This window comes from Bacillus sp. FSL K6-1338, from assembly GCF_038006965.1.
GTDB classification, from domain to species: Bacteria; Bacillota; Bacilli; order Bacillales; family Bacillaceae_G; genus Bacillus_A; species Bacillus_A thuringiensis_S.
Genome location: NZ_JBBOWI010000001.1, coordinates 3,967,839 through 3,994,043, shown reverse-complemented (window position 1 = coordinate 3,994,043; position 26,205 = coordinate 3,967,839). Strand labels below are relative to the sequence as shown.

Sequence of the window (26,205 nt, the reverse complement as noted above, 5' to 3'; positions counted from 1 at the left end):
TTAATTGACTCTATAAATATACAATATTATAATCATACTTAATTTAAAGAATCGATATGAGGAGGAACTTATGAAAGTCGCAATTATTGGAGCCACTGGATATGGGGGCATTGAGTTAATTCGTTTATTAGAACAACATCCATATTTTTCGATAGCATCTCTCCATTCTTTTTCACAAGTTGGTGAGTGTATAACAAATGTATATCCGCATCTTCGAAATGTCCTTTTTCATACGTTACAAGAGATTGATGTGGAGACGATAGGAAAAGAAGCAGAAATCGTATTTCTAGCAACCCCAGCAGGAGTATCGGCGGAGTTAACTCCCAAGTTATTAGCAGAAGGTTTAAAAGTAATTGACCTATCTGGAGACTTTCGTATGATAGATCCTTCGTCATATGAACTGTGGTATAAAAGGCCAGCAGCGAAAGAAGAAATTCTTAGAAAAGCAGTGTATGGGTTAAGTGAATGGAAAAGGACTGGGATTCAAAAGGCAAATTTAATTGCAAACCCAGGATGTTTTGCTACAGCCACATTGCTAGCGATAGCGCCGTTAGTACGTAGCGGCATGATTGAAGAAGATTCGATTATTATTGATGCGAAATCAGGGGTATCAGGAGCAGGTAAAACACCAACAACAATGACTCACTTTCCTGAGCTATATGATAACTTGCACATTTATAAAGTGAATGAGCATCAGCACGTTCCAGAGATTGAGCAAATGCTTACAGAATGGAATAGTGGATCACAGCCAATTACATTTAGCACACATTTAATACCGATATCACGAGGAATCATGATTACACTTTATGCAAAAGTAAAACAAAAGATGGAAATAAAGCAACTTCAAAAATTGTATGAAGAAACGTATGAACAATCGCCTTTCATCCGAATTTGTACGCAAGGGAAATTTCCAAGTCCAAAAGAAGTGAGAGGCTCAAATTATTGTGATATTGGCATAGCTTACGATGAAAGAGCTGAAAGAGTTACGGTCGTTTCTGTTATAGACAATATGATGAAAGGCGCGGCTGGGCAAGCGATTCAAAATGCAAACATAATAGCGGGACTAGAAGAGACAACAGGTTTACAACATATGCCGCTTTATGTATAAGGGGGACATGATGATTAAAGTAGCGTCTATTACAAAATTAGAAAATGGTTCAATTGTAACGCCGAAAGGCTTTTCGGCAATTGGTACTGCAAATGGTTTAAAAAAGGAGAAAAAGGATTTAGGTGCCATCGTTTGTGATGTACCAGCATCATGTGCCGCTGTGTATACAACGAATCAAATACAAGCAGCTCCTTTGCAAGTAACGAAGGATAGTATAACGGCAGAAGGGAAGTTACAAGCAATTATCGTTAATAGTGGAAATGCAAATGCTTGTACTGGAATGAAAGGATTACAAGACGCATACGAGATGCGCGCATTAGGGGCGGAACATTTTGGGATGAAAGAAAATTACGTTGCAGTAGCTTCAACAGGTGTAATTGGTGTTCCACTGCCGATGGATATAATCCGAAAGGGAGTTGCAACTCTTATACCGACGAAGGAAGAAAGTGAAGCATATTGTTTTTCTGAAGCAATTTTAACGACGGATCTTATAACGAAAGAAACTTGCTATGAAATGATTATTGATGGGAAGAAAGTGGCGATTGCGGGTGTTGCAAAAGGTTCAGGGATGATTCATCCGAATATGGCAACGATGCTTAGTTTTATTACGACAGATGCTCATATAGAGCATGACGTATTGCAAACAGCGTTATCACAAATAACGAATCATACATTTAATCAAATTACGGTAGATGGAGATACTTCTACGAATGATATGGTCATCGTTATGGCAAGTGGATTATCAGAAACAAGGCCGATAAATATGGAACATACAGATTGGGAAACTTTCGTAGGTGCTTTACAGAAGGTATGTGAAGATTTAGCGAAAAAAATTGCGCAAGATGGTGAAGGCGCTACGAAGTTAATAGAAGTAAATGTGCTAGGAGCTCAAACGAATGAAGAGGCAAAAAAAATTGCAAAGCAAATAGTCGGTTCGAGTCTTGTGAAAACAGCAATACATGGTGAAGACCCAAACTGGGGGCGAATTATTAGCAGTATTGGACAAAGTGAAGTAGTTATTAATCCGAACACAATTGACATTACTCTTCAATCTATATCGGTATTAAAAAATAGTGAGCCTCAAATATTTTCTGAAGAAGAAATGAAAGAGAGATTACAAGAAGATGAAATAGTGATTAATGTGTACTTACATTTAGGTGAAGAGACAGGATCAGCTTGGGGCTGTGACTTAAGCTATGAATATGTGAAAATAAATGCTTGTTATCGTACATAAGGAGAGAGAAGATGAGCGATTATATTGTAGTGAAATGCGGCGGTAGTATGTTGAATCAATTAAATGATGTGTTTTTTGATTGTATAAAGAAATTACAGCAGAAGTATAAAGTAGTGATTGTCCATGGTGGTGGGCCAGAAATTGATGCCAAATTAAAAGATTGTAACATCAACGTAGAAAAAAGAGATGGATTACGCGTAACACCAAAAGAAGTTATGGATGTTGTTCAAATGGTGCTATGCGGAAGTACGAATAAAAAACTCGTAATGAATTTACAAAAGCATAATTTACTTGCTGTAGGTTGTTCAGGGTGTGACGGCAATTTACTTCAAGTTCAACCTGTCAGCGAGGAGATAGGATATGTGGGAGAAGTAAGTTATGTCGAAACGTCCTTATTAAAAGGGCTAATGAATATGAATTATATTCCTGTTATTGTTCCAATCGGGATAAATGGTAATGAAATTTATAACATAAATGCGGACAATGCTGCAGCTGGGATTGCGGCCGCGTTAGGGGCAAAAGAGCTTATTTTTATTACGGATGTAGATGGAATATTACATGAAGGGAATTTGGTAAAGGAAACGGATGAATCTGAAATTGCAACTTTTATAGAAACAGGTGTTATTACAGGTGGGATGATTCCGAAAGTACAGGCGGCACTAGCATCATTAAAAATGGGAGTGCAAAAGATAAGTATTGTGAATGGTACAAAAGATTTTACTGAGGTTACGGGAGAGTGTATTGGAACGACGGTAACGAAAGGTGTGAGTATTGCATGACGAGTCATCTTTTTCAAACGTATGGCAGAAGAACTATTGAGTTTGTAAAGGGAACTGGAACGAAAGTTATTGATAATAAAGGTAAGCAATATTTAGATTTTACATCAGGAATTGGCGTATGTAATTTAGGACATTGTCACCCTACTGTTCTCAAAGGTGTACAAGAGCAACTTGATGATATATGGCATATATCTAACCTGTTTACAAACAGCTTACAAGAAGAAGTTGCGTCATTATTAACAGAAAATAGAGCATTAGATTATGTGTTTTTCTGTAATAGTGGGGCAGAGGCAAATGAAGCGGCTTTAAAGTTAGCACGTAAGCATACTGGAAAATCTCTCGTCGTAACATGCCAGCAGTCTTTTCACGGTAGAACATTTGGAACGATGAGTGCAACAGGCCAAGATAAGGTAAAAGAAGGATTTGGTCCATTACTTCCATCTTTTTTACATATCCCTTTTAACGATATTAAAGCATTAGAGGAAGTAATGAATGAAGAAGTTGCGGCGGTAATGGTAGAAGTAGTTCAAGGAGAGGGAGGAGTAATACCTGCTGATCTATCTTTTTTGAAAGAGATTGAAACATTATGTAATAAGTTCGGTTCCTTATTTATTATAGACGAAGTACAAACGGGGATAGGAAGAACTGGAACACTATTCGCTTATGAACAAGTGCGAATAGAGCCTGATATCGTTACCGTTGCAAAAGCACTTGGGAATGGGATTCCTGTCGGAGCAATGATTGGCCGGAAAGAGCTCGGAACGTCGTTTACTGCAGGATCACACGGTTCAACTTTTGGCGGGAATTACATCGCGATGGCTGCAGCGAAAGAAGTATTGCAAGTAAGTAAAAGACCATTGTTTTTAAAAGAAGTACAAGAAAAAGGCGAGTATGTATTAGAGAAGTTGCAAGAGGAATTACAGCATGTCGAATGTATTCAAAATATACGTGGTAAGGGGCTTATGATTGGGATTGAGTGTAAGCATGAAGTTGCAAGTTTTATAGAACAACTAGAAAACGAAGGACTTCTCGTATTACAAGCAGGCCCTAATGTTATAAGACTATTACCGCCACTCATTGTCACGAATGAAGAGTTAGAACAGGCAGTATATATAATAAAAAAAGTAGTTTGTACAAAAAACGTATCAATCATATAAGGGGGAAGTTTCATGTCAACTTTACAAGTACCGAAATTAAATACGAAAGATCTTTTAACACTAGAAGAATTAACGAAAGAAGAAGTTATTTCTTTAATTGAGTTCGCTATATATTTAAAAAAGAATAAGCAAGAGCCTTTATTACAAGGCAAAATATTAGGGCTTATTTTTGATAAGCATTCAACTCGTACTCGTGTATCTTTTGAAGCGGGAATGGTACAACTCGGGGGACATGGTATGTTTTTAAGTGGGAAAGAGATGCAAATGGGAAGAGGAGAAACCGTTTCAGATACTGCGAAAGTATTATCGCAGTATATTGACGGGATCATGATACGTACATTCTCACACGCGGATGTAGAAGAGCTTGCAAAAGAATCGAGTATTCCTGTTATTAATGGATTAACGGATGACCATCATCCTTGTCAAGCATTGGCAGACCTCATGACGATATATGAAGAAACAAATACATTTAAAGGAATAAAATTAGCTTACGTAGGTGACGGAAATAATGTATGTCATTCATTGTTGTTAGCTAGTGCAAAAGTTGGAATGCATATGACTGTTGCAACGCCTATAGGGTATGAACCGAATGAAGAGATTGTAAAAAAAGCGTTAGCAATTGCCAAGGAAACAGGAGCTGAAATTGAAGTTTTGCATGATCCTGAATTAGCGGTGAATGAAGCAGATTTCATTTATACTGACGTTTGGATGAGCATGGGGCAAGAGGGCGAAGAAGAGAAGTATACTTTATTTCAACCTTACCAAATCAATAACGAACTTGTTAAGCATGCGAAGCAAACATATCGTTTCTTACACTGTTTACCTGCCCATCGTGAAGAAGAAGTAACAGGAGAAATTATAGATGGACCGCAGTCTATCGTCTTTGAGCAAGCTGGTAATCGATTGCATGCTCAAAAAGCGTTATTAGTGAGTTTATTTAGAAATGTAGAAGAGCCTTCCTAAAAGGGAGGTTTTTTTATATTAAAATGTCGGATGTATATTTGGTTAACCATTTCGATATCATTTATAATAAAAGAGAAAACTAAATTTGTTTTTCAGAGTGTGTAAGGACATACTACATATAAAAATATAGTTAAAGAGATGATGAGGGTGAAAACAACTAAGAAAACATATTCGTTTTTTCAGCGGATGTGGAGAATATTAAAGTTTCAATATTATAAGTTGCTTCGATCGCCAGAAGGCGCAAAGAAAGTATCGTTAGGGTTTGCTATAGGATTCGGCTTAGAAATGTTAGTCATTTATACGGCATCGCTCGTATATGTAATATTTTATCCAATCGTCAGGTTAGCAAAGGGATCTTTTCCTGCGGCAGTTATTGGCAATATTATTGGGAAAATATCGTTTCTCCCAGTATTTTTATTTCCGCTTGCGTATGCGCTAGGAAAAATGATTTATCCATTTCATGTACAGAAAATTCATCATGAACCATTTAAGATATCGGACTTGTTTTCAAGTCACATTTTTACGATATTAAAGAGCTTATTACAAAGTGAAGTGTATGTATTAATTGGAATGACGATTTTAGGAGTTGTGTTTGGTCTCATTTCATATTTCGTTGTGCATTATTTATACGAAAAGAACCGTAAGTTACGCTTGAAGAAAAGGAAGAAACGAGTGAGAGAACCACTTGTACAATTATAAACAATGTCACATTCATTTTCTCCTTTGAATATGTTTAAGAAAAAGGAGGATAGGATAATGTATTATTATTACGTACCTCAAGTATATCCATATGTAAATTATTATCCGGTTTATGATACGAGTAGACAATACGAATTATATCGGCAACAACAATTACAGCAATTATCACAAATACCACAATTACCAACACAACAGCCTACACAGGAAAAAAAACCATATTTAACAACATGGCCATATTCCAATGTATACTATGGTAACTATTACGAATCATAAAGCTGCTTCTATTTAGAAGCAGCTTTATACGTTTGTTTTCAAAATTAAATTTTGAATGGTTTGAAGAGAATGAATGAGCTTTTCGCGCTCTTCCTCAGATAATGTTTGGAAATTTTCTTTTAGTTTGTCTAAAATGAATTGCTGATACTGATTTACTAATAATTTCCCTTCAGCTGTTAGGGAAATTAAAATGACCCGTCGATCTTTTTCGCTATAATGACGCTCTATTAGTTCTTCTTGAATAAGTTTGTTTAATAGAGGTGTCATGTTAGGCCGTGAAATCGCTAGCCGCTTGCCGATTTCGGAAACTGCTAATGTGCCGTTTTCATGCAAAAGCAGTAATACTTGTGTATGTGATGGCGGCATATGTCTTTGAGAAGAAAATTCTCCAGGAAGCATAAATTTGCGATAAAAAAGAGGCACTAGCGAAAGAAGATGATCAACAATACGTTCCCACTCGCGTGATTCCATATAAAGGCCCCCTTCCACTATCATTGTAACAAAAAAGACATGTTATAAAAATAGAATTGTTTCATGGTCGCTTTAATATTTGTAGGATAACACTTGCTTTGTAAATGTATTGGCAATAATTGCATAGCCGTTATCATTTGGGTGTACTTGGTCAAATAATAACTCTTTTTTATCATTCGATATTAATTTGCGAATTGGTAAAACGATAGATGGTTGATTTGCTTTGGAAATGGAATAAACAGATTCATTCCAGCCATCTAAAAACATATCTGCATAACTTGCGATGGAGTCATCGAGTTGTAACGGGTTATAGAGTTCTGAGAGAATGAGTAAAGCGTCCGGATTTTGATCTCGAACTGTCTTTACAATACTTTTTATATCCGCTTCAAAATGGGCTTTTTCTTTATTTAACATTTTTATACCATCTATAACACCAACATCACGATTTAAACGAAATAAATTATTTCCTCCAATATTAATTGTAATTATATTTGCTGCTCTAATTTTTTCCTTTACATCTTCTGATTGAACTTTTTTAGCGAGACGATCTGTTGTAAGACCGTTTACCCCAAGGTTTTCTACTGTAATTGGTTTATGAATTTGTGCTTCTATTTGCTTAGAAGCTAATTCGGCAAATCCACCTTGTGTCGATCCATATCCTTTAGCGAGTGAATCACCTAATACAAGATGATAAAAAGATTCGTTTGTTTGCTTATCAATCCAATTTGGGGCAGATGTTTTTTCTGTTTTTTCTTCAGATTCATTTTGTTTTGTCTCGTCGTTCTTTTCAAAATAAGAATAAGAAATGATCAGAAGGAGGAGACAAACAATTGTTAAGATGACTTTTTTCATAAATTCATCCTCCTTGTAATTGGTAATTGTATCATATTCAGCAGTATTAGCAATGTAAGGGCATATTATATGTTTATGAAAAGTTTATAATAACTTTACAGAAAATTTGTTGAAGTTTGTCAAAAAATATTGACGATAGGAAAGAACTTTATATATGATAATGTCAGATAAGGTGAAACTTTAATGAGTGGGAGCTTTATTTCCTATTAATTGTTAGTCTTCATCAATCGGGCGTTTAAGGGGACTACTCGTTAGCGCAGGGTGAAATGAAAATTGTGTCTCTAATAGAAGAAAAAAGGTATGTGGTTAGAGACAGATAGGGATTCATTTCATTATTTCTGGTAATTGTATAAGGGGGATTTTTTGTGAAAAAGTCAAAAAAAATGCTAGCTGGAGCAACTCTTGCGATTGGTGTTATAGCACCGCAAGTAATGCCAGCAACAGCTCATGCAGATGAGAACACTGGGGAGAGTACAGTTAAATTACGAATTCTAGAAACATCAGATATTCACGTTAACTTAATGAATTACGATTATTATCAAACGAAAACAGATAATAAAGTAGGTCTCGTACAAACGGCAACACTCGTTAATAAAGCACGTGAAGAAGTGAAGAACTCTGTCCTATTTGATGATGGGGATGCATTACAAGGGACACCGCTTGGGGATTACGTAGCGAATAAAATAAAAGATAAAGATCCGAAGAATCCTGTTGATCCTAACTATGTCCATCCATTATATCGTGTAATGAATTTAATGAAGTATGACGTCATCTCTCTTGGGAATCATGAATTTAACTATGGTTTAGATTATTTAAAGGAAGTGACTAGTAAAACAAAAATTCCGGTTATTAACTCGAATGTCTACATAGATGACCATGATGGTAATGATGAGAATGACGAGCATTACTTTGATAGACCATATCATATTTTAGAGAAAGAAGTAGTGGATGAAGCAGGCCAAAAACAAATAGTGAAAATTGGTGTAATGGGATTTGTTCCACCACAAATTATGAATTGGGATAAAGCGAATTTAGAAGGACAAGTTAAAGCGAAAGATATAGTTGAAACAGCGAAGAAAATGGTACCAAAAATGAAAGCAGAAGGTGCAGATGTTATCGTTGCACTAGCTCATTCCGGTGTTGATAAAAGTGGATACAACGTTGGTATGGAAAACGCGTCGTATTATTTAACAGAGGTTCCTGACGTAGATGCAGTATTAATGGGACATTCACATACTGAAGTGCAGGATATATTTAATGGTGTTCCAGTTGTAATGCCTGGCGTTTTTGGCAGTAACTTAGGTATTATTGATATGCAATTGAAAAAGGTAAACGGAAAATGGGAAGTACAAAAAAAGAATCAATCTAAGCCAGCACTTCGTAAGATTGCTGATAGTAAAGGTAATCCGTTAGTAGAATCTGATCAAAAATTAGTTAATGAAATTAAAGATGAACATGAAAAGACAATCGAATATGTAAATACACCTGTAGGTGAAACGAAAGCACCAATTAATAGTTATTTTTCATTAGTACAAGATGATCCTTCCGTACAAATTGTGACAAATGCGCAAAAATGGTATGTAGAACAAGAACTTAAAAAACCAGAGTACGAAAAGATTAAAGATATTCCGGTTTTATCTGCAGGTGCACCATTTAAAGCAGGTGGCCGAAACGGTGCTGCATATTATACTGATATTCCAGCTGGAACGTTAGCAATTAAAAACGTTGCAGATTTATACGTATATCCAAATACGTTATATGCTGTAAAAGTAAATGGGGCACAAGTGAAAGAATGGCTTGAAATGTCTGCAGGTCAGTTTAATCAAATTGATCCTAAACCAAAAGAAAAAATTGAACAGCAATTGGTGAATACAGGATATCCTACATATAACTTTGATATTATAGATGGTTTAAAATATGAAATTGATGTAACACAACCGCCGAAATACGATAAAGATGGAAAAGTTGTAAATGCAAATACGAATCGTATTGTAAATATGACATATGAAGGTAAACTAGTAGCTGATGATCAAGAGTTCATCGTCGCTACAAATAATTATCGTGGAAGTAGCCAGACGTTCCCGGGTGTAAGTAAAGGGGAAGTTGTATATCAATCGCAAGATGAAACACGTCAAATTATTGTAAAGTATATGCAAGAAACGCCAGTTATTAACCCGACAGCAGATCAAAATTGGACGTTTAAACCGATTGTTGCAGATAAATTAATTACAACATTTGATTCTTCACCAAAAGCAAAAGAGTATATAAAGAAAGATGGAAAGATTTCATATGTTGGACCATCTGAAAATGAATTTGCTAAATATGCAATTGATATAACGAAGAAGAATGATGATAAAGAAACTGGTGGAGAAAATCCAACGACACCGCCAACAGGTGGTGGAGAAAATCCGACGACACCGCCAACAGGTAATGGAGAAAACCCAACACCACCAACAGAAGAAGGTAATAATGGTAATGAACCAAAGCAAGATGGAAACAATACTGGATCTGGACAAACTACAACAGATGATCAAAATACAAAAGAAACAACAACTGTAAGTGAAAATAAAGAAGCTGAAAAAGATGAACGTGATTTACCGAAAACAGGTGCAAGTATTGCTTCTACAATTGGAGCTGGTCTTGCGTTTGTTGGAGCGGGATTACTTATGTTATTTAGAAGAAAGAAAGCGAATAGATAGTCGAGAAATATAAAAAGGATTACCGATTTGGTAATCCTTTTTGTTATATTATGAAACTGGTACTGCTTTTTCTTTTTTCCATGAAAGACCGAATCCAGTAAAGCCGACGATAATGGTTACGACTGGACACGCTAAACAGAAGATTGCGTATGGCAAGTAATCGAATGTTGGAACGCTAAGAACGTTTGTTAAGAATACGCCACTGACACCCCATGGTACGAGTGGATTAATTACTGTACCAGCATCTTCTAATACTCGTGATAAATTACGACGTTCTAAACCGACTTCATCGTATTTATTAGCGAATGCTTGTCCTGTTAAAACGATGGATAAGTACTGCTCACCAAGTAAGAAGTTTACACCAATTGCAGTTGAAGCAGTAGAAATAATTAAGCGTGTACTAGTTTTTACGAAGCTAGAGATAATATTCATCAGCTGCGCTATAATACCCATTCCTTGTAATAATCCTCCCATACAAAGAGCTAGGAAAATAAGAGCAATTGACATCATCATACTTTGCAGGCCACCGCGAGATAATAAGCTGTCAATGTCTTTGATACCAGTTTTAGAAACGTAACCGTCTTGCATAATTTTTATTAAATCAGCTAAAGAAGTGCTAGGTTTAAAAATAAAGAGAATAATAATCCCTACCACAATTCCTGCAAGTAATGTTGGAACTGCGGGTACCTTTTTAAATGCGAATAGGAACAGTAATAAAATAGGAATCAGTGTAACGATAGAAATCGTTGCATTTTTTTCTAGTGTGTTAATAAATGCTGAGAAATCAACGTTTCCACCAGATCCGCTTCCTAAAATGAAAAATGCGATAAATGCAATAATGAAAGCTGGCACTGTTGTCCAAAGCATGTTACGAATATGTTCAAATAAATCTACACCTGTTACAGCAGGCGCTAAGTTTGTTGTATCAGATAAAGGAGACATTTTATCTCCGAAGAATGCACCAGAAATAATTGCACCAGCAATAAGAGCTGGATCGTATCCAAGGGCAGTACCCATTCCCATAAAAGCAAGTCCTACAGTTGCAGCAGTTGTAAAAGCACTACCGATACTCGTTCCAACAATTGCACAAACAACAAAAACAGTTGGAACGAAAATTTTTGGAGATACAAGTTGGAAGCCGTATACCATTAAAGTAGGAATAGTTCCAGCTGCGATCCAAACGCTAATTAATACGCCTACAAGTAAGAAAATAAATATAGATGGAATACCAGCTGAAATACTACTAATCATCCCTTTCTCCATAGTAGACCAAGAGATTTTCTTCAAGAATCCAAATGCTAATAAAAGAACGATACCAAATAAAATTGGGATGTGTGGTGAAACTTCTAATTGAATAACACTAAAACCAATACAGAAAAAGATAAAAATTGTTAAAAGAACAGACTCAATTTTTGAAACCATTGTTTTCCCCTCCTAAGTAATATGAAATAGCTCTTTTTTATATAAAATTCGCCAATATTGTATATTTCCTTCTAAAATTTAGAATTTTGTGACGAATTACCGGTAATTGTTTGTTCTTCTATATGATACGGAAATGATTGGATAAAAAAACGTCCCTGCATATAATTATGCAGGGACGAAGAAATCGCGGTACCACCCTAGCTTGTGAAATGAATGTATCACAAAATAAAGGATCATATGATATGCGCTTATAAAATAAAAAACGCCCCTGCAATATATGCAGGGACGAAAAATTCGCGGTACCACCCTAAATTGTGAAACAGTGTCGTTTCACCACTCTTTAGACATAACGGTCTATAACCGTCTTTCACTACTCCTCACGTTTCGTAAAAGAAGCTCCAGGGGGTAATTCATAATTCGCTCTGTACTGGTTCGCACCGACCACCAGCTCTCTGAAATCAGAAATCGAAATACTACTAAATCCTATCAACGCCGATTCATATGATGTTAGTTAAATTTTTATCATATTTTCATCTTACATGTCAATAAAAATATTAAATGTTTTTTTAGGGAAATAAAGGATAATTGTTTTTAACGCTGTAAAAATGTACGTTATAATGAATTTGAAAGGGGGAGGAAAGAGTGAAGAAAAAAATAATTCTTTTTACCACTTTATTAGTTATTGGAGGAAGTGCTGGAATTTACACAGCTTTTGCGGCTGAATCAGAGCAGTTGAAACAAAAGCAAATACAACAGTCAGAAGTGAAGAAAGTAAAAGAAATAGAAGAGAAGAAATCAATGGAAAAAGCAGCAGAAAAACTAGGAGTTTCTACTGATGGGAAAACAAAAGAAGAGGTTACGAAAGAAGTAAATACCGCTAGATTTGAGAAGCGTCATGATTTATTAATTGAGCACGCTAAGCAACTTGGAATTGATACAGAGGGGAAAAAAGATGAAGAAATTATTTTAGAAATTGGAAAGATACAGCATGGAAAGTAGAACAACTTATCGTATGATAAGTTGTTCTTTTTTAAGAACTATTTGATTTTAAAATAATTGACAGTCATTCAGATTTAATGTTAACTATATTTATAAATAAGTTAACATTAGGGGTGACAATTGTGACAATAAATAGTAAAACGATTGAAAAATCATCTTATACATATGAAGAATTAGCAGAGAAAAATAAAGCTTACGTATGGCACCCATTTACACAAATGAAAGATTATTTAGAAGAAGATCCTGTCATTATTGAACGTGGAGAGGGAAGAAAGCTATACGATGTAAATGGTAATGAATATTGGGATGGTGTTTCATCTATATGGTTAAATGTTCACGGACATCAAGTACCGGAATTAGATGAAGCAATTCGTGAGCAATTAAATAAAATTGCTCATTCTACTATGTTAGGACTTGCTAACGTTCCATCTATTTTATTAGCAGAAAAAATTATTGAGGTTGTACCAGATGGATTGAAGAAGGTATTCTATTCTGATTCAGGTTCTACCGCTGTTGAAATTGCAATTAAGATGGCTTTCCAATATTGGCAGCATAAAGGGAAACGAAAGAAACAAAGATTCGTTACATTAAAAGAAGCATATCACGGTGATACAATTGGAGCTGTTTCGGTAGGAGCAATAGACTTGTTTCACCAAGTGTATAGTTCGCTCTTATTTGATGCGATTAAAATGCCGTATCCATATACGTATCGTTCTCCTTACGGAAATAATAAGGAGGAAATTGTAAAAAGCCATTTAGAAGAAATGGAAGAATTGTTGAAAGAAAAGCATGAAGAAGTAGCTGCCATCATTGTAGAGCCATTAATGCAAGGTGCTGGCGGGATGATTACAATGCCAAAAGGATATTTAAAAGGACTGCGCGATTTATGTACTAAGTACAATGTATTATTTATTACAGATGAGGTAGCGACTGGATTTGGGCGTACAGGGAAAATGTTTGCTTGTGAACATGAAAATGTGACGCCAGACATTTTAACTGCCGGGAAAGGTTTAACAGGTGGATATTTACCAATTGCAGTTACGGTAACGACAGATGAAATATATAATGCCTTCTTAGGAGAATATGAAGAACAAAAAACATTTTTCCATGGACATAGCTATACAGGCAATCCGTTAGGGTGTGCCGTAGCAATCGCGAATCTAGAACTATATGAAAAAACAAATTTAATAGAAGAAGTGGCACGTAAAACGGATTATGTGGCAGCGCAATTAGAAAAGCTCTTTGCGTATAAACATGTAGGTGATATTCGTCAGTGCGGATTAATGGTTGGTATCGAGCTTGTGAAGAATAAGGAAACGAAAGAAGCTTTTGACTGGACAGAAAGAGTCGGTGTTCAAGTATGTAAACGCTCAAGAGAGCTAGGTATGATTTTACGACCGCTAGGTAACACGATTGTATTTATGCCGCCACTTGCTTCTACTTTTGAAGAGATTGATGATATGTTACGCATCTTATATAAGGCAATCTCGGATGTTACGGAGGGAGAATAATGAGTGGTTTTTTCATAACAGCAACTGATACTGAAGTTGGAAAAACAGTAGTTGCAGGTGCTATAGCAGGTGTATTTAGAGAATTAGGATATAACGTAGGGGTATATAAACCGTTGCAAAGTGGGCATGTTGCATCAAACCCTGAGGGAGATGCGGCAAGGTTAAAAGTATTATCAGGTGTACCGACACAAGAAAATGAAATTTGCCCTTATTCTATTGAAGAACCACTTGCTCCGAGACTTGCCATGAAAAGAGCTGGAAGAGTAGTAAAGTTAAAAGAAATTACTGATTACTATAATGAACTATTAAAAGAGTTTAATAGCTTATTTGTAGAAGGAGCAGGTGGGCTTGCTGTCCCATATACAGAAGATGCTTTAGTAATTGATTTTGCAAAAGAATTACAGTTGCCTCTTATTGTAGTAGCTCGTCCTACATTAGGAACAGTAAATCATACAGTGTTAACGATTGCTTACGCAAAGGCGCATGGCTTAACCGTAGCGGGTGTCATTTTATCAGGTTGCAAAGAATGTGAAATGGAAAGAGTGCAAGAAAATAAAGAGATGATTGAAGAGTTGAGCGGGGTACCAGTTTTAGGATTATTACCATTCTTTGAAGGTGAGTTTACGAAAGAAGAAGTATTGGAATCTGCAAAAGAATATATTATGATTTCAAAATTAGAGGAGTTTATCCAAAATGAATCAAACGTGGCGGGCGCACCTTCAATCTAAATTACAACAATTACATAAGCAAGGGCAGTATCGAAATTTATATGTAACAGAGCAGGCAGAAGAGACTTGGCTTATTCGAGATAAAAAAAGGATGTTAAATTTAGCGTCAAATAATTATTTAGGGTTAGCTGGAGATGAAAGGTTAAAAGAAGCTGCTATTGCCTGTACAAAAAGATATGGAACTGGAGCGACTGCCTCTCGTCTCGTTGTAGGAAATCATCCATTATATGAAGAGGTTGAGAGAAGCATATGTGACTGGAAAGGTACTGAAAGAGCTTTAATTGTAAATAGTGGGTATACGGCAAATATAGGTGCCATATCTTCTTTAGCCTCTCGGCACGATATTGTTTTTAGTGATAAGTTAAATCACGCAAGTATTGTTGATGGAATCATATTAAGCGGGGCAGAGCATAAAAGGTATCGTCATAATGATTTGGATCATTTAGAGAAGCTTTTGAAAATGGCTTCGCCTGAAAAGAGGAAATTAATCGTAACAGATACCGTTTTTAGTATGGATGGTGATACTGCGTATTTGAGAGATTTAGTACAACTGAAAGAGAAATACGGAGCAATCATTATAGTCGATGAAGCACATGCGAGTGGAATATATGGAATCGGCGGAGCTGGATTATCTCACATAGAAAAAAATCTTTCTCAAAAAATTGATATACATATGGGGACGTTTAGCAAGGCTTTAGGGTGTTATGGTGCGTATTTGACAGGTGATGAAATTTATATAGAGTATTTACAAAATATGATGAGAAGCTTTATTTTTACTACAGCTTTACCACCAAGTACGTTAGGAGCGGTGCAAAAAGCAATTGAAATTGTAAAAGAAGATAACGAAAGAAGAGAGAACCTTATAGCAAATGGAGAATACTTCAGAACTAAATTAAGGGATGCTGGTTTTGATATTGGGAATAGTTCAACTCATATTGTACCGATTGTAGTCGGTTCAAATGAACATGCTTTACGGTTTAGTAAAAGGTTGCAAGAGGCAGGGATTGCGGCTATTGCAATTCGTCCGCCAACTGTGCCGGTTCATAGTTCTCGAATTCGCTTTGCAGTTACATCGCAACATACAATAGCTGATTTAAAATGGGCTATTGATCGAATTATTCACATTGCGAAAGAAGAGGAGATTTTCGTATGAACGAGCTAAAGATTATTTTTATTCCCGGATGGGGAATGGAAGAGAATATTTGGGATTTAGTAATTCCGTATTTTAAAGGATATCCTGTTCAATGCATAGATTGGCGTAATGTGAAAGAACGAAGTGAATTTGCGGAACGAATTATAGATGTAGCGCATAATGACAACGTAATTTTAGTTGGATGGTCACTAGGAGCGTTAGCAGCAGTTGAAGCTTATAAAAAGATTAAGGCAAAAGGCATCGTATTAATTGGTGGTACTGCTAAATTTACAAGTACGAGCGATTACAGTAACGGATGGAATGCTTTGCATGTAGAACGGCTGAAAAGAAATTTGGCGAGAAGGAAAGAAGATACGCTCAAGCGGTTTTATGAAAATATGTTTACGAAAGATGAGCTAAAAGAGAATAAAAACTTTGAAGACATTGTAGACCGTTTTAAAGGTGATTCTATTCAGTCTTTACAACTAGGTTTAGATTATTTAATAGAAACAGATATGAGAGAAGAACTAAAAGAAATTAAAGTACCTATACTACTTATTCACGGAGAACAGGATGTAATATGCCCATTGTCTGCGGCACGTAGTATGACGGAGAATAGCAGCAGCGAGCTGAAAGTAGTAAGTGAAGCAGGGCATGCATTATGTGTAACGAATTTTGAATATTGTGCAAATGAGATAATTCAATTTGTAGAGGGGATACGACATGATCAACAAAACGTTACTACAAAAACGGTTTAATGGGGCAGCCGTATCTTACGATCGATATGCAAATGTACAAAAAAAGATGGCACATTCATTACTTTCAATCTTAAAGGAACGATATAGTGAAACGGCATCAATACGTATTTTAGAACTGGGATGCGGGACGGGGTATGTAACAGAACAATTATCAAAGTTATTTCCGAAAGCACATATTACAGCAGTTGATTTTGCTGAAAGTATGATTGCGATTGCGCAAACTAGACAAAATGTAAAAAATGTAACGTTTCACTGTGAAGATATTGAGCGATTACGATTAGAAGAATCATATGATGTCATTATTTCAAATGCTACATTTCAATGGTTAAATAATTTACAACAAGTGTTAAGAAATTTATTTCAACATTTGTCTATAGATGGCATATTACTCTTTTCAACGTTTGGACATGAAACATTTCAAGAATTGCATGCTTCGTTCCAACGTGCGAAAGAAGAAAGAAATATAAAAAATGAAACATCGATTGGTCAACGTTTTTATTCAAAAGATCAGTTGCTTCATATATGTAAGATAGAAACAGGGGATGTGCATGTTTCTGAAACATGTTACATAGAGAGTTTTACAGAAGTTAAGGAGTTTTTGCATTCTATTCGAAAAGTAGGAGCAACTAATAGCAATGAAGGATCATATTGTCAAAGTCCCTCACTCTTTCGTGCGATGCTGCGCATATACGAAAGAGACTTCACGGGAAATGAAGGGATAATGGCAACGTATCATGCTTTATTTATGCATATAACAAAAGAGGGGAAGAGATGAAATGAAACAAGTACAAACAAAAAGGGATTGGAAAAAACTTGCATACGACGTAGTGGAAGAAAAGATGATTACGAAAGAAGATGCAATAGCGATATTAGAAGCTGATGATACAGAAGTTTTAGAAATTATGAATGCAGCTTACATTATTCGCCATCATCACTTTGGTAAGAAAGTAAAATTGAATATGATTATTAATACGAAATCTGGATTATGTCCTGAAGATTGTGGATATTGCTCACAGTCTATTATTTCAGAAGCACCAATTGATAAATATGCATGGTTAACGCAGGAGAAAATTGTAGAAGGGGCACATGAAGCAATACGCCGTAAAGCAGGTACATATTGTATTGTAGCGTCTGGTCGTCGTCCGACGGATAAAGAGGTAAATCACGTAATTGGAGCAGTTAAGGAAATTCGTGAAACGACAGACTTGAAGATTTGTTGTTGTTTAGGTTTCTTAAATGAAGATCAAGCAGGACGTTTAGCGGAAGCAGGCGTGCATCGTTATAACCACAACTTAAATACACATGCAAATAATTACGATAGTATTTGTTCAACGCATACGTATGATGATCGTGTTGATACAGTTCAAAAAGCGAAACAAGCTGGTATTTCACCATGCTCTGGAGCGATTTTTGGCATGGGAGAAACAATTGAAGAGCGTGCTGAAATTGCATTTGAATTACAACGTATAGATGCAGATTCTATCCCTTGTAATTTCCTTGTTGCTGTAAAGGGGACACCTCTTGAAGGGCAAAAAGAGTTAACGCCAGTAGAATGTTTAAAAGTACTGGCAATGATGCGTTTTGTAAACCCAACAAAAGAAATTCGTATTTCAGGAGGACGTGAAATCAATTTACGTTCTGTACAGCCAATCGGTTTATTTGCAGCAAATTCTATTTTTGTCGGGGACTACTTAACGACAGCTGGACAAGAGCCGACTGCGGACTGGGGTATGATTGCAGATTTAGGATTTGAGATTGAAGAATGTGCATTATAAGATAGATGAAAAAGCAAACTTGTAAAAGGGTTTGCTTTTTTTGTAAATAAAATGTAATAAATAGTTGTGAACGCTTGGTATTATTGGTTTTTGAGCGAAAAAAAGAATTTTTGTGGACGAATTTTCCAAGCCCTAGTTGTACATAGTAAATATGTAATTTATATTGGGTTGGAGGATTTTACATGTACAAATACATATTAGCGATTATGACTTGTTTAATTTTAATAAAAGCAATAAGTTCTGATCCAGTTAAGGCTGCTGAAAATCCTGAACAAAAAGAGATGCAACAAAGAATCGAACAACACTTTCGAACGAAAGCTGAACATTTTGGATTGAAAACGGAAGGAAAAGATTTAAAGGAAGTTAGAAAAGAAATTACTATTATAGAAGAAGCGAAAAAAAGAGAGAATGTATGGAGAACAGCACAAGCTCTTCATATAAAAACAGAAGGAAAAACGATGAATGAATTAATAAAAGATGTACAAAAAAAGGTGAAAAAATAAAAAGAGGCCGCCGCCTCTTTTTTTATGCCCATTGTTTTGATAAGTGAGCCATTTCAATTGCAGCAACAGCTGATTCATATCCTTTATTACCAGCTTTCGTACCTGCGCGTTCAATCGCTTGTTCAATTGTTTCTGTCGTTAATACGCCGAAAATAACTGGGATGTCCATTTGTAGTGATAAAGACGCAACACCTTTTGCTACTTCATTACAAACGTAATCGTAGTGAGTTGTAGCACCTCGGATTACAGTACCTAATGTAATAACAGCATCATACTTTCCGCTACTAGCCATCTTTTTAGCGATTAAAGGAATTTCAAATGCACCAGGAACCCAAGCAACATCAATATCATTTTCTTCTACACCGTGACGCTTTAATCCGTCTAAAGCGCCGCCAAGTAACTTACTTGTAATAAATTCATTAAAACGTCCAACAACAACTCCAACTTTTAATCCTGTACCAACCAAATGACCTTCGAATACCATAATAAATCTCTCCTTTAATTATAAGTTTAGTAAGTGTCCTAATTTGTTTACTTTCGTTTGTAAATACGATTTATTCTCTTCTTTTGCTGGCATTTGCAACGGTACACGCTCGACTACTTCTAAATCGTAACCTTGTAAGCCAGCAATTTTTCTTGGGTTATTCGTTAATAATCGTAAACTTTGTAAACCTAAATCTTTTAATATTTGTGCACCGATACCGTAATCACGAAGATCAGCAGGGAAGCCGAGTTTTTCATTTGCTTCTACAGTATCGAATCCTTCTTCTTGTAATTTATAAGCACGAAGCTTATTAAGAAGCCCAATGCCTCTTCCTTCTTGTCTCATATAAAGAAGAACACCTTTTCCTTCACGCTCAATTTGAGCAAGTGCTGCATGGAGTTGTGGTCCGCAATCGCAGCGATGTGAACCGAATACATCTCCTGTTAAGCATTCAGAATGAACACGCACAAGTACCGGTTCACCTATTGAAATATCACCTTTTACAAGTGCGATATGTTCTTTCGTATCTAATGAGTTAGAATAGCCAATTGCGTGGAAAGTACCGAAATCTGTAGGTAATGTAATTTCCACCTCTCTCGTCACAAGTGTTTCATGATGGCGGCGGTAAGCAATTAAATCTTCTATTGTAATCATTTTTATATCAAATTGTTTTGCGCATTCTATTAAATCAGGTACACGTGCCATCGTGCCGTCCTCATTTATAATCTCGCAAATAACTCCAGCTGGTTCGGCACCGCATAGCTTTGCTAAATCAACAGCAGCTTCTGTATGACCTGCACGACGCAGGACACCGCCTTCTTTCGCAATTAATGGAAAGATATGTCCAGGTCGATTGAAATCAGTGCCTTTTGATGCGGGATTTAACAATTCTTGTATCGTAGTTGCACGTTCGTGAGCGCTAATCCCTGTTGTTGTAGAAACATGGTCAATGCTCACTGTAAACGCAGTATGATGTGAATCTGTATTATGAGATACCATTGGTTCTAATTGTAGACGTTCTGCGTATCCTTCCGTAATCGGTACACAAACGAGACCACGACCATGTGTAATCATAAAATTAATTGTTTCCGGTGTAATGTACTCTGCTAAAGCAATAAAGTCGCCTTCATTTTCTCGGTTTTCATCATCACATACGATAACGACTTTACCTTGTTTTAAATCTTCTAGAGCTTCTTCAATACGATGAAACATTGTGCTTCCCCCTTATAGAAATCCGTTTTCTTGTAAAAAACTTTCGGTCATTGAACCTACTCGTTTTGCAGGTTTAGTAATAAAGCGTTCGATATATTTACCAATCATGTCACACTCAATATTTACGATATCTCCGGCATTTTTTTCTCCAATGACAGATTCGCTTACTGTGTGCGGGATGAGTGAAATCGTTATGGAAGCTTCGTCTATATCAAATATCGTTAAACTCGTTCCATCAACAGCAATGGACCCTTTATGCAAACAATAGTGTAGCAATTCATCAGAAATTGCTATTTTATAATAGACGGCATTGTAATGTTGTTTTTTAGTTAAAATCGTTCCGATGCCATCAATGTGTCCTGAAACGAAATGTCCACCGAATCTTCCATTTGCAGACATTGCCCGCTCTAAATTTACTTTAGAGTGGGGTTTAAGCATGCGAAGCGATGTCGACTGCATCGTTTCAGGCATTGCATCAACTGTAAATGAAGTAGTTGTAAAGTTTGTTACAGTTAAGCAAATACCGTTAACTGCGATACTATCACCTAAGTGAACATCTGATAAAATTTTCTTTGCATGAATCGTTAATTTCATCGCTTCTCCGCTTTGTTGCATGTTTGCTATCGTTCCTAATTCTTCTACAATTCCTGTAAACATTCCGTCACCTCGTTTCGGGCATTCGCAACGATTTTTATATCATCACCAATTTGTTTCATCTCTTGAATTTTCAAGGAAAGCGCATCTTGTAATTTTGAAAAACCATTTCCTCCAAATAAAGTAGGAGCATCTTTTCCACCAATTAATTTCGGGCTTATATAGGTTACAATTTCATTGAAATTGTTTGTTTTTAAGAAACTTGCATGAATTGATTGGCCACCTTCAACGAATAGAGAAAGAATTTGTTTCTCTCCAAGAAAGGAAAGAAGGTCCTCGATTTCTATATGCTTCGTTTCCATTTGGAATATAGCTATATTTTTAGAATTATAAGAAGATATCTTCTCTTTCTTTACATCCTTACCGACAATAATCCATGTCGGTGCTAAACCATCTGTTATAACATGAGAAGATGGTGGCGTTCGTAAATGGGTATCTAAAACAACGCGAATAGGATGTTTCCCACCATTTGGAATTCTTGTTGTTAAATGAGGATTATCAGCTATAACTGTATTCACTCCAACAAGAATTGCATCATGTGTATGGCGATATTGGTGAACATCAGCACGTGCTTCTTCACCTGTAATCCACTTACTTTCACCAGTTACAGTTGCTATTTTTCCATCTAAGCTCATCGCTGTTTTGATTGTTACAAAAGGGCGTTTCGTTTTCATGTAGTGAAAAAAGTAGCGATTTAATAAAATTGCTTCTGCTTCAAGAACACCGGTAGTTACTTCAATTCTAGCTTCCTCTAATCTTCTTTTTCCGTTACCAGAAACGAGCGGATTACAATCGAGAGTAGCAATTACCACACGCTTAACTCCTTTTTCGATGAGCAATTCACAACAAGGTGGTGTTTTTCCAAAGTGGCTACACGGTTCCAGTGTTACATAAACGGTAGCGTCTTTGGCGTTCTGACTAGCCATTTGAAGGGCATGAACTTCTGCGTGTTCTTCACCAGCTCGTAAATGAGCCCCCATACCAACGATGTTTCCATCTTTTACAACAACAGCACCAACCATAGGATTTGGACTTGTTTGTCCTGATGTTCCTTCTGCTAACTGCAGGGCAATCCTCATATATTCTTGATCTGTCATTTTCTTCACCTCTCCTAAAAAAATCAAAAAACCCCAAGGATTTAATATCCTTGGGGTTTGGGAGACGTGATTTCTAGAAATATAGTTTGAATACGAAAGCATAGGAAAGAAACCTAACGATAATTGATATTTCTGCATAAGGAAAAAACCTAGCAAAATATCGAATTTTTAAACGCTAGTTGTCTCTTTTTATTTCAGTATAAAAAATAAGTATAGAAAATTAAACATATATAAAGAATCAAAATGAATCTTTAAAAATATGCATACTGAAATAAAAGTGTATTCACTATATAAAAAACTAGAAACATATCCTTCTCCCATCCAGACTATACTGTCGGCCCTAGAGTTTCACTAGATCCACCGTTTTCGAGTTGAAAACGGGTCACGGACTTAGAAGTTTTCACTTCATCACCGCCGGTTGGGAATTTCACCCGACCCCGAAGGATGCTGTTTGCTCAAATTATAGCACAAAAAAAATAAAAGGCTAGTAAAAAATATTCGAATGTGAAGAATTGTGTGAAAATATATGTGGGCTGGAATGGAAATAAAAGTATTAGAAGTGTTGTAAGGAGAAGGGATATAACGGAGTTGCTAAAAAGAAAAAACATGCACAAAAAAATGTGCATGTCACATGTAAAATTATTCTGCCTCTGGTGCTCTAACAACAGACTCGAATTTACCTTTATGCGAAGCGTCGCAATAAGGCATATTTTTTGATAAACCACAACGGCATAAAGAAAATGCCGGTTTTGCTGGGAATACATTCCCTTGTGAGTCGACTAATTCCACGTCCCCTGTAACGCGAAAAGAGCCATTATCATTTACTTTAATTTGTACTTTTGCCAACGTTATCCCTCCTTCCCAAACGCTTAATTTCATCATATAATCAAGGGAAGTGCTTGACAATATAAAAAGAGCACTTTGTTTGAGAAAGAAGAGAGTGTTATAATAGTTTTCATAACTGACTAGAGTAAGGTGACGAGAGATGGATAAACAATTACATACATTACGAAACATTGCAAATGAGCGCACGTGGGCATCATTTTTGAATGATAATCATCCATATAGTTTGTTACATTGGTCCATTGCAGGTGTAGGGCAAGAGGCAAAGGATGTTTGGTTACTTCAAGATGAAGTAACATTTCAAACGACAGAATTCCCAACGTTAGATGATGCAATGCAATGGATTTCTGAAAATATGGAACAAGTTACAGACGTTTTAGCGCAATAAAAAAACAGGCTTATGCAAGCCTGTTTTTTGTTTCTTTCACATATGTGTTTAAAAATTGATCGATGGCTGCTTCGTACTCTTCTTTATTTTCGTTATAAGAGCAAGCGTGTGCACCACGTTCTGCAATATAAAGTTGTTTATTGTTTTCTTTTGCTTCATATAGTGATTTCGTCATATCAGCTAAAATATAATCATCATCTTTACTATGAATAAAGAGGACGGGATTGTTAATATTTTTTATACAATCAATTGGTGAAACTTCGCGAATCGTATAACCGTCACGCACTTTTAAAAAAGCATTTGCTAAAGGTAATAAAGGCCATTTTGGTAAATGGAATTCAACCTTTAAACGGTGCTGTAATTGTCCGTGAAAATCAGAGAAAGGACAATCTGCAATATAGAAATCAGCACCATCTTCTACAAGTCCTGCGTATTGAAGAAGTGTTGCAGCTCCCATAGATTCACCATGAATACCGAGTGTTATATTTGTTCCAAAGCGACTTTTTAGCCAGTCAACTACAGATTTTAAATCATGTTTTTCATAGTATCCATAGCTTGTTGTTTTTCCGCCAGTTTTACCATGACGACGATGATCATAAATAACGACATTATACCCTCTGTTTAAAAATAACCTTGCATATTTTACAGAGTTCATTTTATTTACAGTTACGCCGTGACAAAAAATCATAAACTTATTGGAATGACCAGCAGGAATGTAATAGCCGTGAAGATCATATCCGAATTGTGAAGGAATATGAATTTCTTCTTTATGAAGAGCATCAAAATCTTCTATACGAAAATGTTTTTTCGTTTCTCTTTCGAGTACTTCTTCCTCTGTTTTTTTCTTTAAATACATCACTTTATTTGTAAAGAAAATCCCAAGGGCTGTTATCGCACCTAGTACAGTAAACAATGCTGCAAAAAAACGTTTCATACTTTACCTCATCCTCCAAATACCGTTACATGTGATACACTTATATTGTATCACAATGATATAAAAGGGGAGAAATAGGAAATGGTGCATATACAAAAAATTACGCCAACGATGAAAGAAACAATTCGAATGTTTATGTGTGAGAACTGGGGAAGTTCATTGATGGTTTCACGTGGTAAGGGGCATCAATTAGAAGAGTTGCCAGGATTTGTTGCGTTTTCTAATGACAGAATAATCGGAATTATAACGTATGAAGTGACTGGAAATATGTGTGAAATTATATCGTTAGATAGTATTGAAGAAAGAAAAGGAATAGGGAAGAAGCTTGTGGATTGTGTATTGCAAGTTGCAGAAGAAGAACGGTGCAGGCAGGTTTGTCTTATTACAACAAATGATAATATGAATGCGTTACGATTTTACCAAAAACGTAATTTTGTAATGACTAATTTATATGTGAATGCGGTAGAGGAGGCACGAAAAATAAAGAAAGAAATTCCACGTATTGGATATGATAATATCCCAATTTTACATGAAATTCAGTTGGAGTATCGTTTAGTGAAATGATGTAACAATTTTCAGAAATATGAGTTATTAATCTTGACGGATAGTGTAATTTAGGTTACCGTAAAATTGTAATCTATTACCATATTAAGGGGTGACGATGTGGCAACTATACGTGATGTTGCAAAATTGGCAGGTGTTTCAGTCGCAACCGTTTCACGAGTTATTAATGAAAAAGGATATGTTCATGAGGACACAGTAAAACAAGTAAAGGAAGCAATTGAAGAATTACGTTATAGGCCAAACAGTGCAGCGAAGCCACTATTTAAAGAGAATTCAACGATAATTGCATTACTTGTAGATAATCTATATGACCCATCAAACATCACTTTGCTACATTGTATTGAGGAAATAGCATATAAAGAAGGATATCAAATCATTGTTTGTAATATAGAGAATAAAGATAGATACATATATATGTTGAAGGAGAATAACGTTGCAGGTGTTATTTTAACAAAATCCGTTTTTAAAAGTATAGGAGAAATTCCATTTCCGTTTGTTGTGATTGATGAGCAACAATCACATGGAAATTATTATGAAAGTGGACAGAGGGCTGTTTCTTTATTAAAAGAGAAAGGGTGTCACTTTCTTGCATATTTCGGTGAGGGAGAAGAAAGTGAAGAAATGGAAGATCATATAGCAGGTTTTTTAGATACTGTTTGGGATGAAGGAATCTCTTATCGAGAAGAATGTGTACAAGGGTATACAAATAAACAGTTTATTACATTATTGCGAAACAATCCGTATATAGATGGAATTGTAACCTCAAGTGATCAGATTGCTATTGAGTTAATTCGGTCAGCAAGATTTGTAAATATACATGTACCAGATAAATTAAAAATTGTTGGACCGAATGGGAGCATAGAGTGTGAATGGATAGGTTCATCACTACCGGCAATTGAAAGCTATGTCAAAGATAACGGAAAAGTAGCTTTTCAACAATTAAAAGGAAAAATAAAAAAGTAAAAG

Annotated in this window: 28 protein-coding genes, 1 riboswitch and 1 other annotated feature; of the genes, 19 read left to right on the top strand and 9 right to left on the bottom strand. The window is 35.9% G+C overall.

Translation table 11 applies throughout. From position 1 onward, the window contains the following. Positions 1-70: 70 nt before the first annotated feature. From argC to NZ044_RS20335, 7 genes are all read left to right on the top strand, one after another. Positions 71-1,108 carry an N-acetyl-gamma-glutamyl-phosphate reductase gene (gene argC / locus NZ044_RS20365; RefSeq protein WP_000861239.1) on the top strand — a complete coding sequence of 346 codons (1,038 nt, stop codon included), beginning with the start codon at positions 71-73 and terminating at the stop codon, positions 1,106-1,108. 10 nt (positions 1,109-1,118) lie between these two features. Next, a complete protein-coding gene (gene argJ / locus NZ044_RS20360) occupies positions 1,119-2,342 on the top strand; it encodes a bifunctional glutamate N-acetyltransferase/amino-acid acetyltransferase ArgJ (protein WP_000598386.1) in 1,224 nt (407 codons plus the stop codon). An 11-nt stretch (positions 2,343-2,353) separates the two neighbouring features. Further along, complete coding sequence (gene argB / locus NZ044_RS20355) at positions 2,354-3,121, top strand: acetylglutamate kinase (protein WP_017763578.1); 768 nt, start codon at positions 2,354-2,356, stop codon at positions 3,119-3,121. Continuing rightward, the gene (locus NZ044_RS20350; protein ID WP_000200545.1) at positions 3,118-4,278 is read left to right on the top strand and encodes an acetylornithine transaminase; all 1,161 of its coding nucleotides are present in this window, start codon (positions 3,118-3,120) and stop codon (positions 4,276-4,278) included. Before argB ends, NZ044_RS20350 begins: the two co-directional genes overlap by 4 nt. 12 nt (positions 4,279-4,290) lie before the next feature. Beyond that, positions 4,291-5,241 (top strand): ornithine carbamoyltransferase, encoded by a 951-nt coding sequence (gene argF / locus NZ044_RS20345; RefSeq protein ID WP_017763577.1) that lies wholly within the window; start codon positions 4,291-4,293, stop codon positions 5,239-5,241. A 138-nt stretch (positions 5,242-5,379) separates the two neighbouring features. Then, positions 5,380-5,940 carry a DUF2062 domain-containing protein gene (locus NZ044_RS20340; protein ID WP_002026296.1) on the top strand — a complete coding sequence of 187 codons (561 nt, stop codon included), beginning with the start codon at positions 5,380-5,382 and terminating at the stop codon, positions 5,938-5,940. A gap of 57 nt (positions 5,941-5,997) precedes the next feature. Next, the gene (locus tag NZ044_RS20335) at positions 5,998-6,213 is read left to right on the top strand and encodes a hypothetical protein (RefSeq protein ID WP_000291957.1); all 216 of its coding nucleotides are present in this window, start codon (positions 5,998-6,000) and stop codon (positions 6,211-6,213) included. Positions 6,214-6,237: 24 nt separating this feature from the next. Here the strand turns inward: NZ044_RS20335 and NZ044_RS20330 are convergent, their stop codons facing one another. Then, complete coding sequence (locus NZ044_RS20330) at positions 6,238-6,684, bottom strand: MarR family winged helix-turn-helix transcriptional regulator (protein ID WP_000445819.1); 447 nt, start codon at positions 6,682-6,684, stop codon at positions 6,238-6,240. A gap of 72 nt (positions 6,685-6,756) precedes the next feature. Continuing rightward, on the bottom strand, positions 6,757-7,536 hold the full coding sequence (locus NZ044_RS20325; RefSeq protein WP_000755850.1) for a GDSL-type esterase/lipase family protein: 780 nt from the start codon (positions 7,534-7,536) through the stop codon (positions 6,757-6,759). Between the two features lie 365 nt (positions 7,537-7,901). On the opposite strand from NZ044_RS20325, the gene cpdB reads away from it, so the two are divergent. Continuing rightward, positions 7,902-10,235 carry a bifunctional 2',3'-cyclic-nucleotide 2'-phosphodiesterase/3'-nucleotidase gene (gene cpdB / locus NZ044_RS20320; RefSeq protein ID WP_017763575.1) on the top strand — a complete coding sequence of 778 codons (2,334 nt, stop codon included), beginning with the start codon at positions 7,902-7,904 and terminating at the stop codon, positions 10,233-10,235. A 48-nt stretch (positions 10,236-10,283) separates the two neighbouring features. On the opposite strand, the gene nhaC is transcribed toward cpdB, so the two are convergent. After that, a complete protein-coding gene (gene nhaC / locus NZ044_RS20315) occupies positions 10,284-11,657 on the bottom strand; it encodes a Na+/H+ antiporter NhaC (RefSeq protein ID WP_000253730.1) in 1,374 nt (457 codons plus the stop codon). Positions 11,658-11,935: 278 nt separating this feature from the next. Next, positions 11,936-12,156 (bottom strand) — a binding site (T-box leader). 143 nt (positions 12,157-12,299) lie between these two features. On the opposite strand from nhaC, the gene NZ044_RS20310 reads away from it, so the two are divergent. The 8 genes from NZ044_RS20310 to NZ044_RS20275 all read left to right on the top strand — a co-directional run bounded on the left by NZ044_RS20310 (position 12,300) and on the right by NZ044_RS20275 (position 19,063). Further along, positions 12,300-12,656 (top strand): hypothetical protein, encoded by a 357-nt coding sequence (locus NZ044_RS20310; protein WP_017763574.1) that lies wholly within the window; start codon positions 12,300-12,302, stop codon positions 12,654-12,656. Positions 12,657-12,733: 77 nt separating this feature from the next. Beyond that, positions 12,734-14,167: an adenosylmethionine--8-amino-7-oxononanoate transaminase gene (bioA, locus tag NZ044_RS20305; RefSeq protein WP_044784459.1), complete on the top strand. Its 1,434-nt coding sequence runs from the start codon at positions 12,734-12,736 to the stop codon at positions 14,165-14,167. Next, positions 14,167-14,895, top strand: coding sequence for a dethiobiotin synthase (bioD, locus tag NZ044_RS20300; RefSeq protein ID WP_000012478.1), 729 nt, complete (start codon positions 14,167-14,169; stop codon positions 14,893-14,895). The genes bioA and bioD overlap by 1 nt, the downstream gene beginning before the upstream one ends. After that, the gene (gene bioF / locus NZ044_RS20295) at positions 14,861-16,048 is read left to right on the top strand and encodes an 8-amino-7-oxononanoate synthase (RefSeq protein ID WP_001077300.1); all 1,188 of its coding nucleotides are present in this window, start codon (positions 14,861-14,863) and stop codon (positions 16,046-16,048) included. Before bioD ends, bioF begins: the two co-directional genes overlap by 35 nt. Then, positions 16,045-16,785: an alpha/beta fold hydrolase gene (locus NZ044_RS20290; protein WP_001004158.1), complete on the top strand. Its 741-nt coding sequence runs from the start codon at positions 16,045-16,047 to the stop codon at positions 16,783-16,785. Before bioF ends, NZ044_RS20290 begins: the two co-directional genes overlap by 4 nt. After that, entirely contained in the window at positions 16,751-17,560 is an 810-nt protein-coding gene (gene bioC, locus NZ044_RS20285) for a malonyl-ACP O-methyltransferase BioC (RefSeq protein WP_000608912.1), read from the top strand. The genes NZ044_RS20290 and bioC overlap by 35 nt, the downstream gene beginning before the upstream one ends. 1 nt (position 17,561) lies before the next feature. Beyond that, positions 17,562-18,560, top strand: a complete 999-nt coding sequence (bioB, locus tag NZ044_RS20280; RefSeq protein WP_000815856.1) for a biotin synthase — start codon at positions 17,562-17,564, stop codon at positions 18,558-18,560. A 182-nt stretch (positions 18,561-18,742) separates the two neighbouring features. Continuing rightward, positions 18,743-19,063: a hypothetical protein gene (locus NZ044_RS20275; protein WP_000280032.1), complete on the top strand. Its 321-nt coding sequence runs from the start codon at positions 18,743-18,745 to the stop codon at positions 19,061-19,063. Positions 19,064-19,085: 22 nt separating this feature from the next. On the opposite strand, the gene ribH is transcribed toward NZ044_RS20275, so the two are convergent. From ribH to NZ044_RS20250, 5 genes are all read right to left on the bottom strand, one after another. Continuing rightward, complete coding sequence (gene ribH / locus NZ044_RS20270; protein WP_000230895.1) at positions 19,086-19,547, bottom strand: 6,7-dimethyl-8-ribityllumazine synthase; 462 nt, start codon at positions 19,545-19,547, stop codon at positions 19,086-19,088. Between the two features lie 18 nt (positions 19,548-19,565). Beyond that, a complete protein-coding gene (ribBA, locus tag NZ044_RS20265; protein ID WP_000469006.1) occupies positions 19,566-20,759 on the bottom strand; it encodes a bifunctional 3,4-dihydroxy-2-butanone 4-phosphate synthase/GTP cyclohydrolase II in 1,194 nt (397 codons plus the stop codon). Positions 20,760-20,771: 12 nt separating this feature from the next. Beyond that, positions 20,772-21,416 (bottom strand): riboflavin synthase, encoded by a 645-nt coding sequence (gene ribE / locus NZ044_RS20260; protein WP_000493902.1) that lies wholly within the window; start codon positions 21,414-21,416, stop codon positions 20,772-20,774. Next, a complete protein-coding gene (ribD, locus tag NZ044_RS20255; protein ID WP_098505681.1) occupies positions 21,398-22,510 on the bottom strand; it encodes a bifunctional diaminohydroxyphosphoribosylaminopyrimidine deaminase/5-amino-6-(5-phosphoribosylamino)uracil reductase RibD in 1,113 nt (370 codons plus the stop codon). Before ribD ends, ribE begins: the two co-directional genes overlap by 19 nt. A 305-nt stretch (positions 22,511-22,815) precedes the next feature. Next, positions 22,816-22,959, bottom strand: a riboswitch (FMN riboswitch). 190 nt (positions 22,960-23,149) lie between these two features. Next, the gene (locus tag NZ044_RS20250; RefSeq protein WP_001151582.1) at positions 23,150-23,356 is read right to left on the bottom strand and encodes a CDGSH iron-sulfur domain-containing protein; all 207 of its coding nucleotides are present in this window, start codon (positions 23,354-23,356) and stop codon (positions 23,150-23,152) included. Between the two features lie 139 nt (positions 23,357-23,495). On the opposite strand from NZ044_RS20250, the gene NZ044_RS20245 reads away from it, so the two are divergent. Further along, positions 23,496-23,741: a DUF2552 family protein gene (locus tag NZ044_RS20245; RefSeq protein WP_000360793.1), complete on the top strand. Its 246-nt coding sequence runs from the start codon at positions 23,496-23,498 to the stop codon at positions 23,739-23,741. A 10-nt stretch (positions 23,742-23,751) separates the two neighbouring features. Here the strand turns inward: NZ044_RS20245 and NZ044_RS20240 are convergent, their stop codons facing one another. Further along, a complete protein-coding gene (locus NZ044_RS20240) occupies positions 23,752-24,675 on the bottom strand; it encodes an alpha/beta hydrolase (RefSeq protein WP_000819241.1) in 924 nt (307 codons plus the stop codon). Between the two features lie 81 nt (positions 24,676-24,756). Between NZ044_RS20240 and NZ044_RS20235 the strand changes: the two genes are divergently transcribed. Together NZ044_RS20235 and NZ044_RS20230 are read left to right on the top strand one after the other, a co-directional pair. Further along, positions 24,757-25,239 carry a GNAT family N-acetyltransferase gene (locus NZ044_RS20235; protein ID WP_000233419.1) on the top strand — a complete coding sequence of 161 codons (483 nt, stop codon included), beginning with the start codon at positions 24,757-24,759 and terminating at the stop codon, positions 25,237-25,239. Between the two features lie 99 nt (positions 25,240-25,338). Further along, a complete protein-coding gene (locus NZ044_RS20230; RefSeq protein ID WP_000201358.1) occupies positions 25,339-26,202 on the top strand; it encodes a LacI family DNA-binding transcriptional regulator in 864 nt (287 codons plus the stop codon). Positions 26,203-26,205: the final 3 nt, after the last annotated feature.

What these genes read in the sequence shown, in the direction of transcription:
- NZ044_RS20240 (WP_000819241.1), bottom strand. Translation starts at nt 24,675, where the DNA reads ATGAAACGTTTTTTTGCAGCATTGTTTACTGTACTAGGTGCGATAACA.
- ribBA (WP_000469006.1), bottom strand. Translation starts at nt 20,759, where the DNA reads ATGTTTCATCGTATTGAAGAAGCTCTAGAAGATTTAAAACAAGGTAAA.
- NZ044_RS20235 (WP_000233419.1), top strand. Translation starts at nt 24,757, where the DNA reads ATGGTGCATATACAAAAAATTACGCCAACGATGAAAGAAACAATTCGA.
- bioF (WP_001077300.1), top strand. Translation starts at nt 14,861, where the DNA reads ATGAATCAAACGTGGCGGGCGCACCTTCAATCTAAATTACAACAATTA.
- NZ044_RS20330 (WP_000445819.1), bottom strand. Translation starts at nt 6,684, where the DNA reads ATGGAATCACGCGAGTGGGAACGTATTGTTGATCATCTTCTTTCGCTA.
- NZ044_RS20340 (WP_002026296.1), top strand. Translation starts at nt 5,380, where the DNA reads ATGATGAGGGTGAAAACAACTAAGAAAACATATTCGTTTTTTCAGCGG.
- nhaC (WP_000253730.1), bottom strand. Translation starts at nt 11,657, where the DNA reads ATGGTTTCAAAAATTGAGTCTGTTCTTTTAACAATTTTTATCTTTTTC.
- bioA (WP_044784459.1), top strand. Translation starts at nt 12,734, where the DNA reads ATGTTAACTATATTTATAAATAAGTTAACATTAGGGGTGACAATTGTG.
- NZ044_RS20275 (WP_000280032.1), top strand. Translation starts at nt 18,743, where the DNA reads ATGTACAAATACATATTAGCGATTATGACTTGTTTAATTTTAATAAAA.
- argJ (WP_000598386.1), top strand. Translation starts at nt 1,119, where the DNA reads ATGATTAAAGTAGCGTCTATTACAAAATTAGAAAATGGTTCAATTGTA.
- NZ044_RS20350 (WP_000200545.1), top strand. Translation starts at nt 3,118, where the DNA reads ATGACGAGTCATCTTTTTCAAACGTATGGCAGAAGAACTATTGAGTTT.
- ribH (WP_000230895.1), bottom strand. Translation starts at nt 19,547, where the DNA reads ATGGTATTCGAAGGTCATTTGGTTGGTACAGGATTAAAAGTTGGAGTT.
- bioB (WP_000815856.1), top strand. Translation starts at nt 17,562, where the DNA reads ATGAAACAAGTACAAACAAAAAGGGATTGGAAAAAACTTGCATACGAC.
- bioD (WP_000012478.1), top strand. Translation starts at nt 14,167, where the DNA reads ATGAGTGGTTTTTTCATAACAGCAACTGATACTGAAGTTGGAAAAACA.
- NZ044_RS20290 (WP_001004158.1), top strand. Translation starts at nt 16,045, where the DNA reads ATGAACGAGCTAAAGATTATTTTTATTCCCGGATGGGGAATGGAAGAG.
- argC (WP_000861239.1), top strand. Translation starts at nt 71, where the DNA reads ATGAAAGTCGCAATTATTGGAGCCACTGGATATGGGGGCATTGAGTTA.
- argB (WP_017763578.1), top strand. Translation starts at nt 2,354, where the DNA reads ATGAGCGATTATATTGTAGTGAAATGCGGCGGTAGTATGTTGAATCAA.
- ribD (WP_098505681.1), bottom strand. Translation starts at nt 22,510, where the DNA reads ATGACAGATCAAGAATATATGAGGATTGCCCTGCAGTTAGCAGAAGGA.
- argF (WP_017763577.1), top strand. Translation starts at nt 4,291, where the DNA reads ATGTCAACTTTACAAGTACCGAAATTAAATACGAAAGATCTTTTAACA.
- NZ044_RS20325 (WP_000755850.1), bottom strand. Translation starts at nt 7,536, where the DNA reads ATGAAAAAAGTCATCTTAACAATTGTTTGTCTCCTCCTTCTGATCATT.
- ribE (WP_000493902.1), bottom strand. Translation starts at nt 21,416, where the DNA reads ATGTTTACAGGAATTGTAGAAGAATTAGGAACGATAGCAAACATGCAA.
- NZ044_RS20335 (WP_000291957.1), top strand. Translation starts at nt 5,998, where the DNA reads ATGTATTATTATTACGTACCTCAAGTATATCCATATGTAAATTATTAT.
- bioC (WP_000608912.1), top strand. Translation starts at nt 16,751, where the DNA reads ATGATCAACAAAACGTTACTACAAAAACGGTTTAATGGGGCAGCCGTA.
- NZ044_RS20245 (WP_000360793.1), top strand. Translation starts at nt 23,496, where the DNA reads ATGGATAAACAATTACATACATTACGAAACATTGCAAATGAGCGCACG.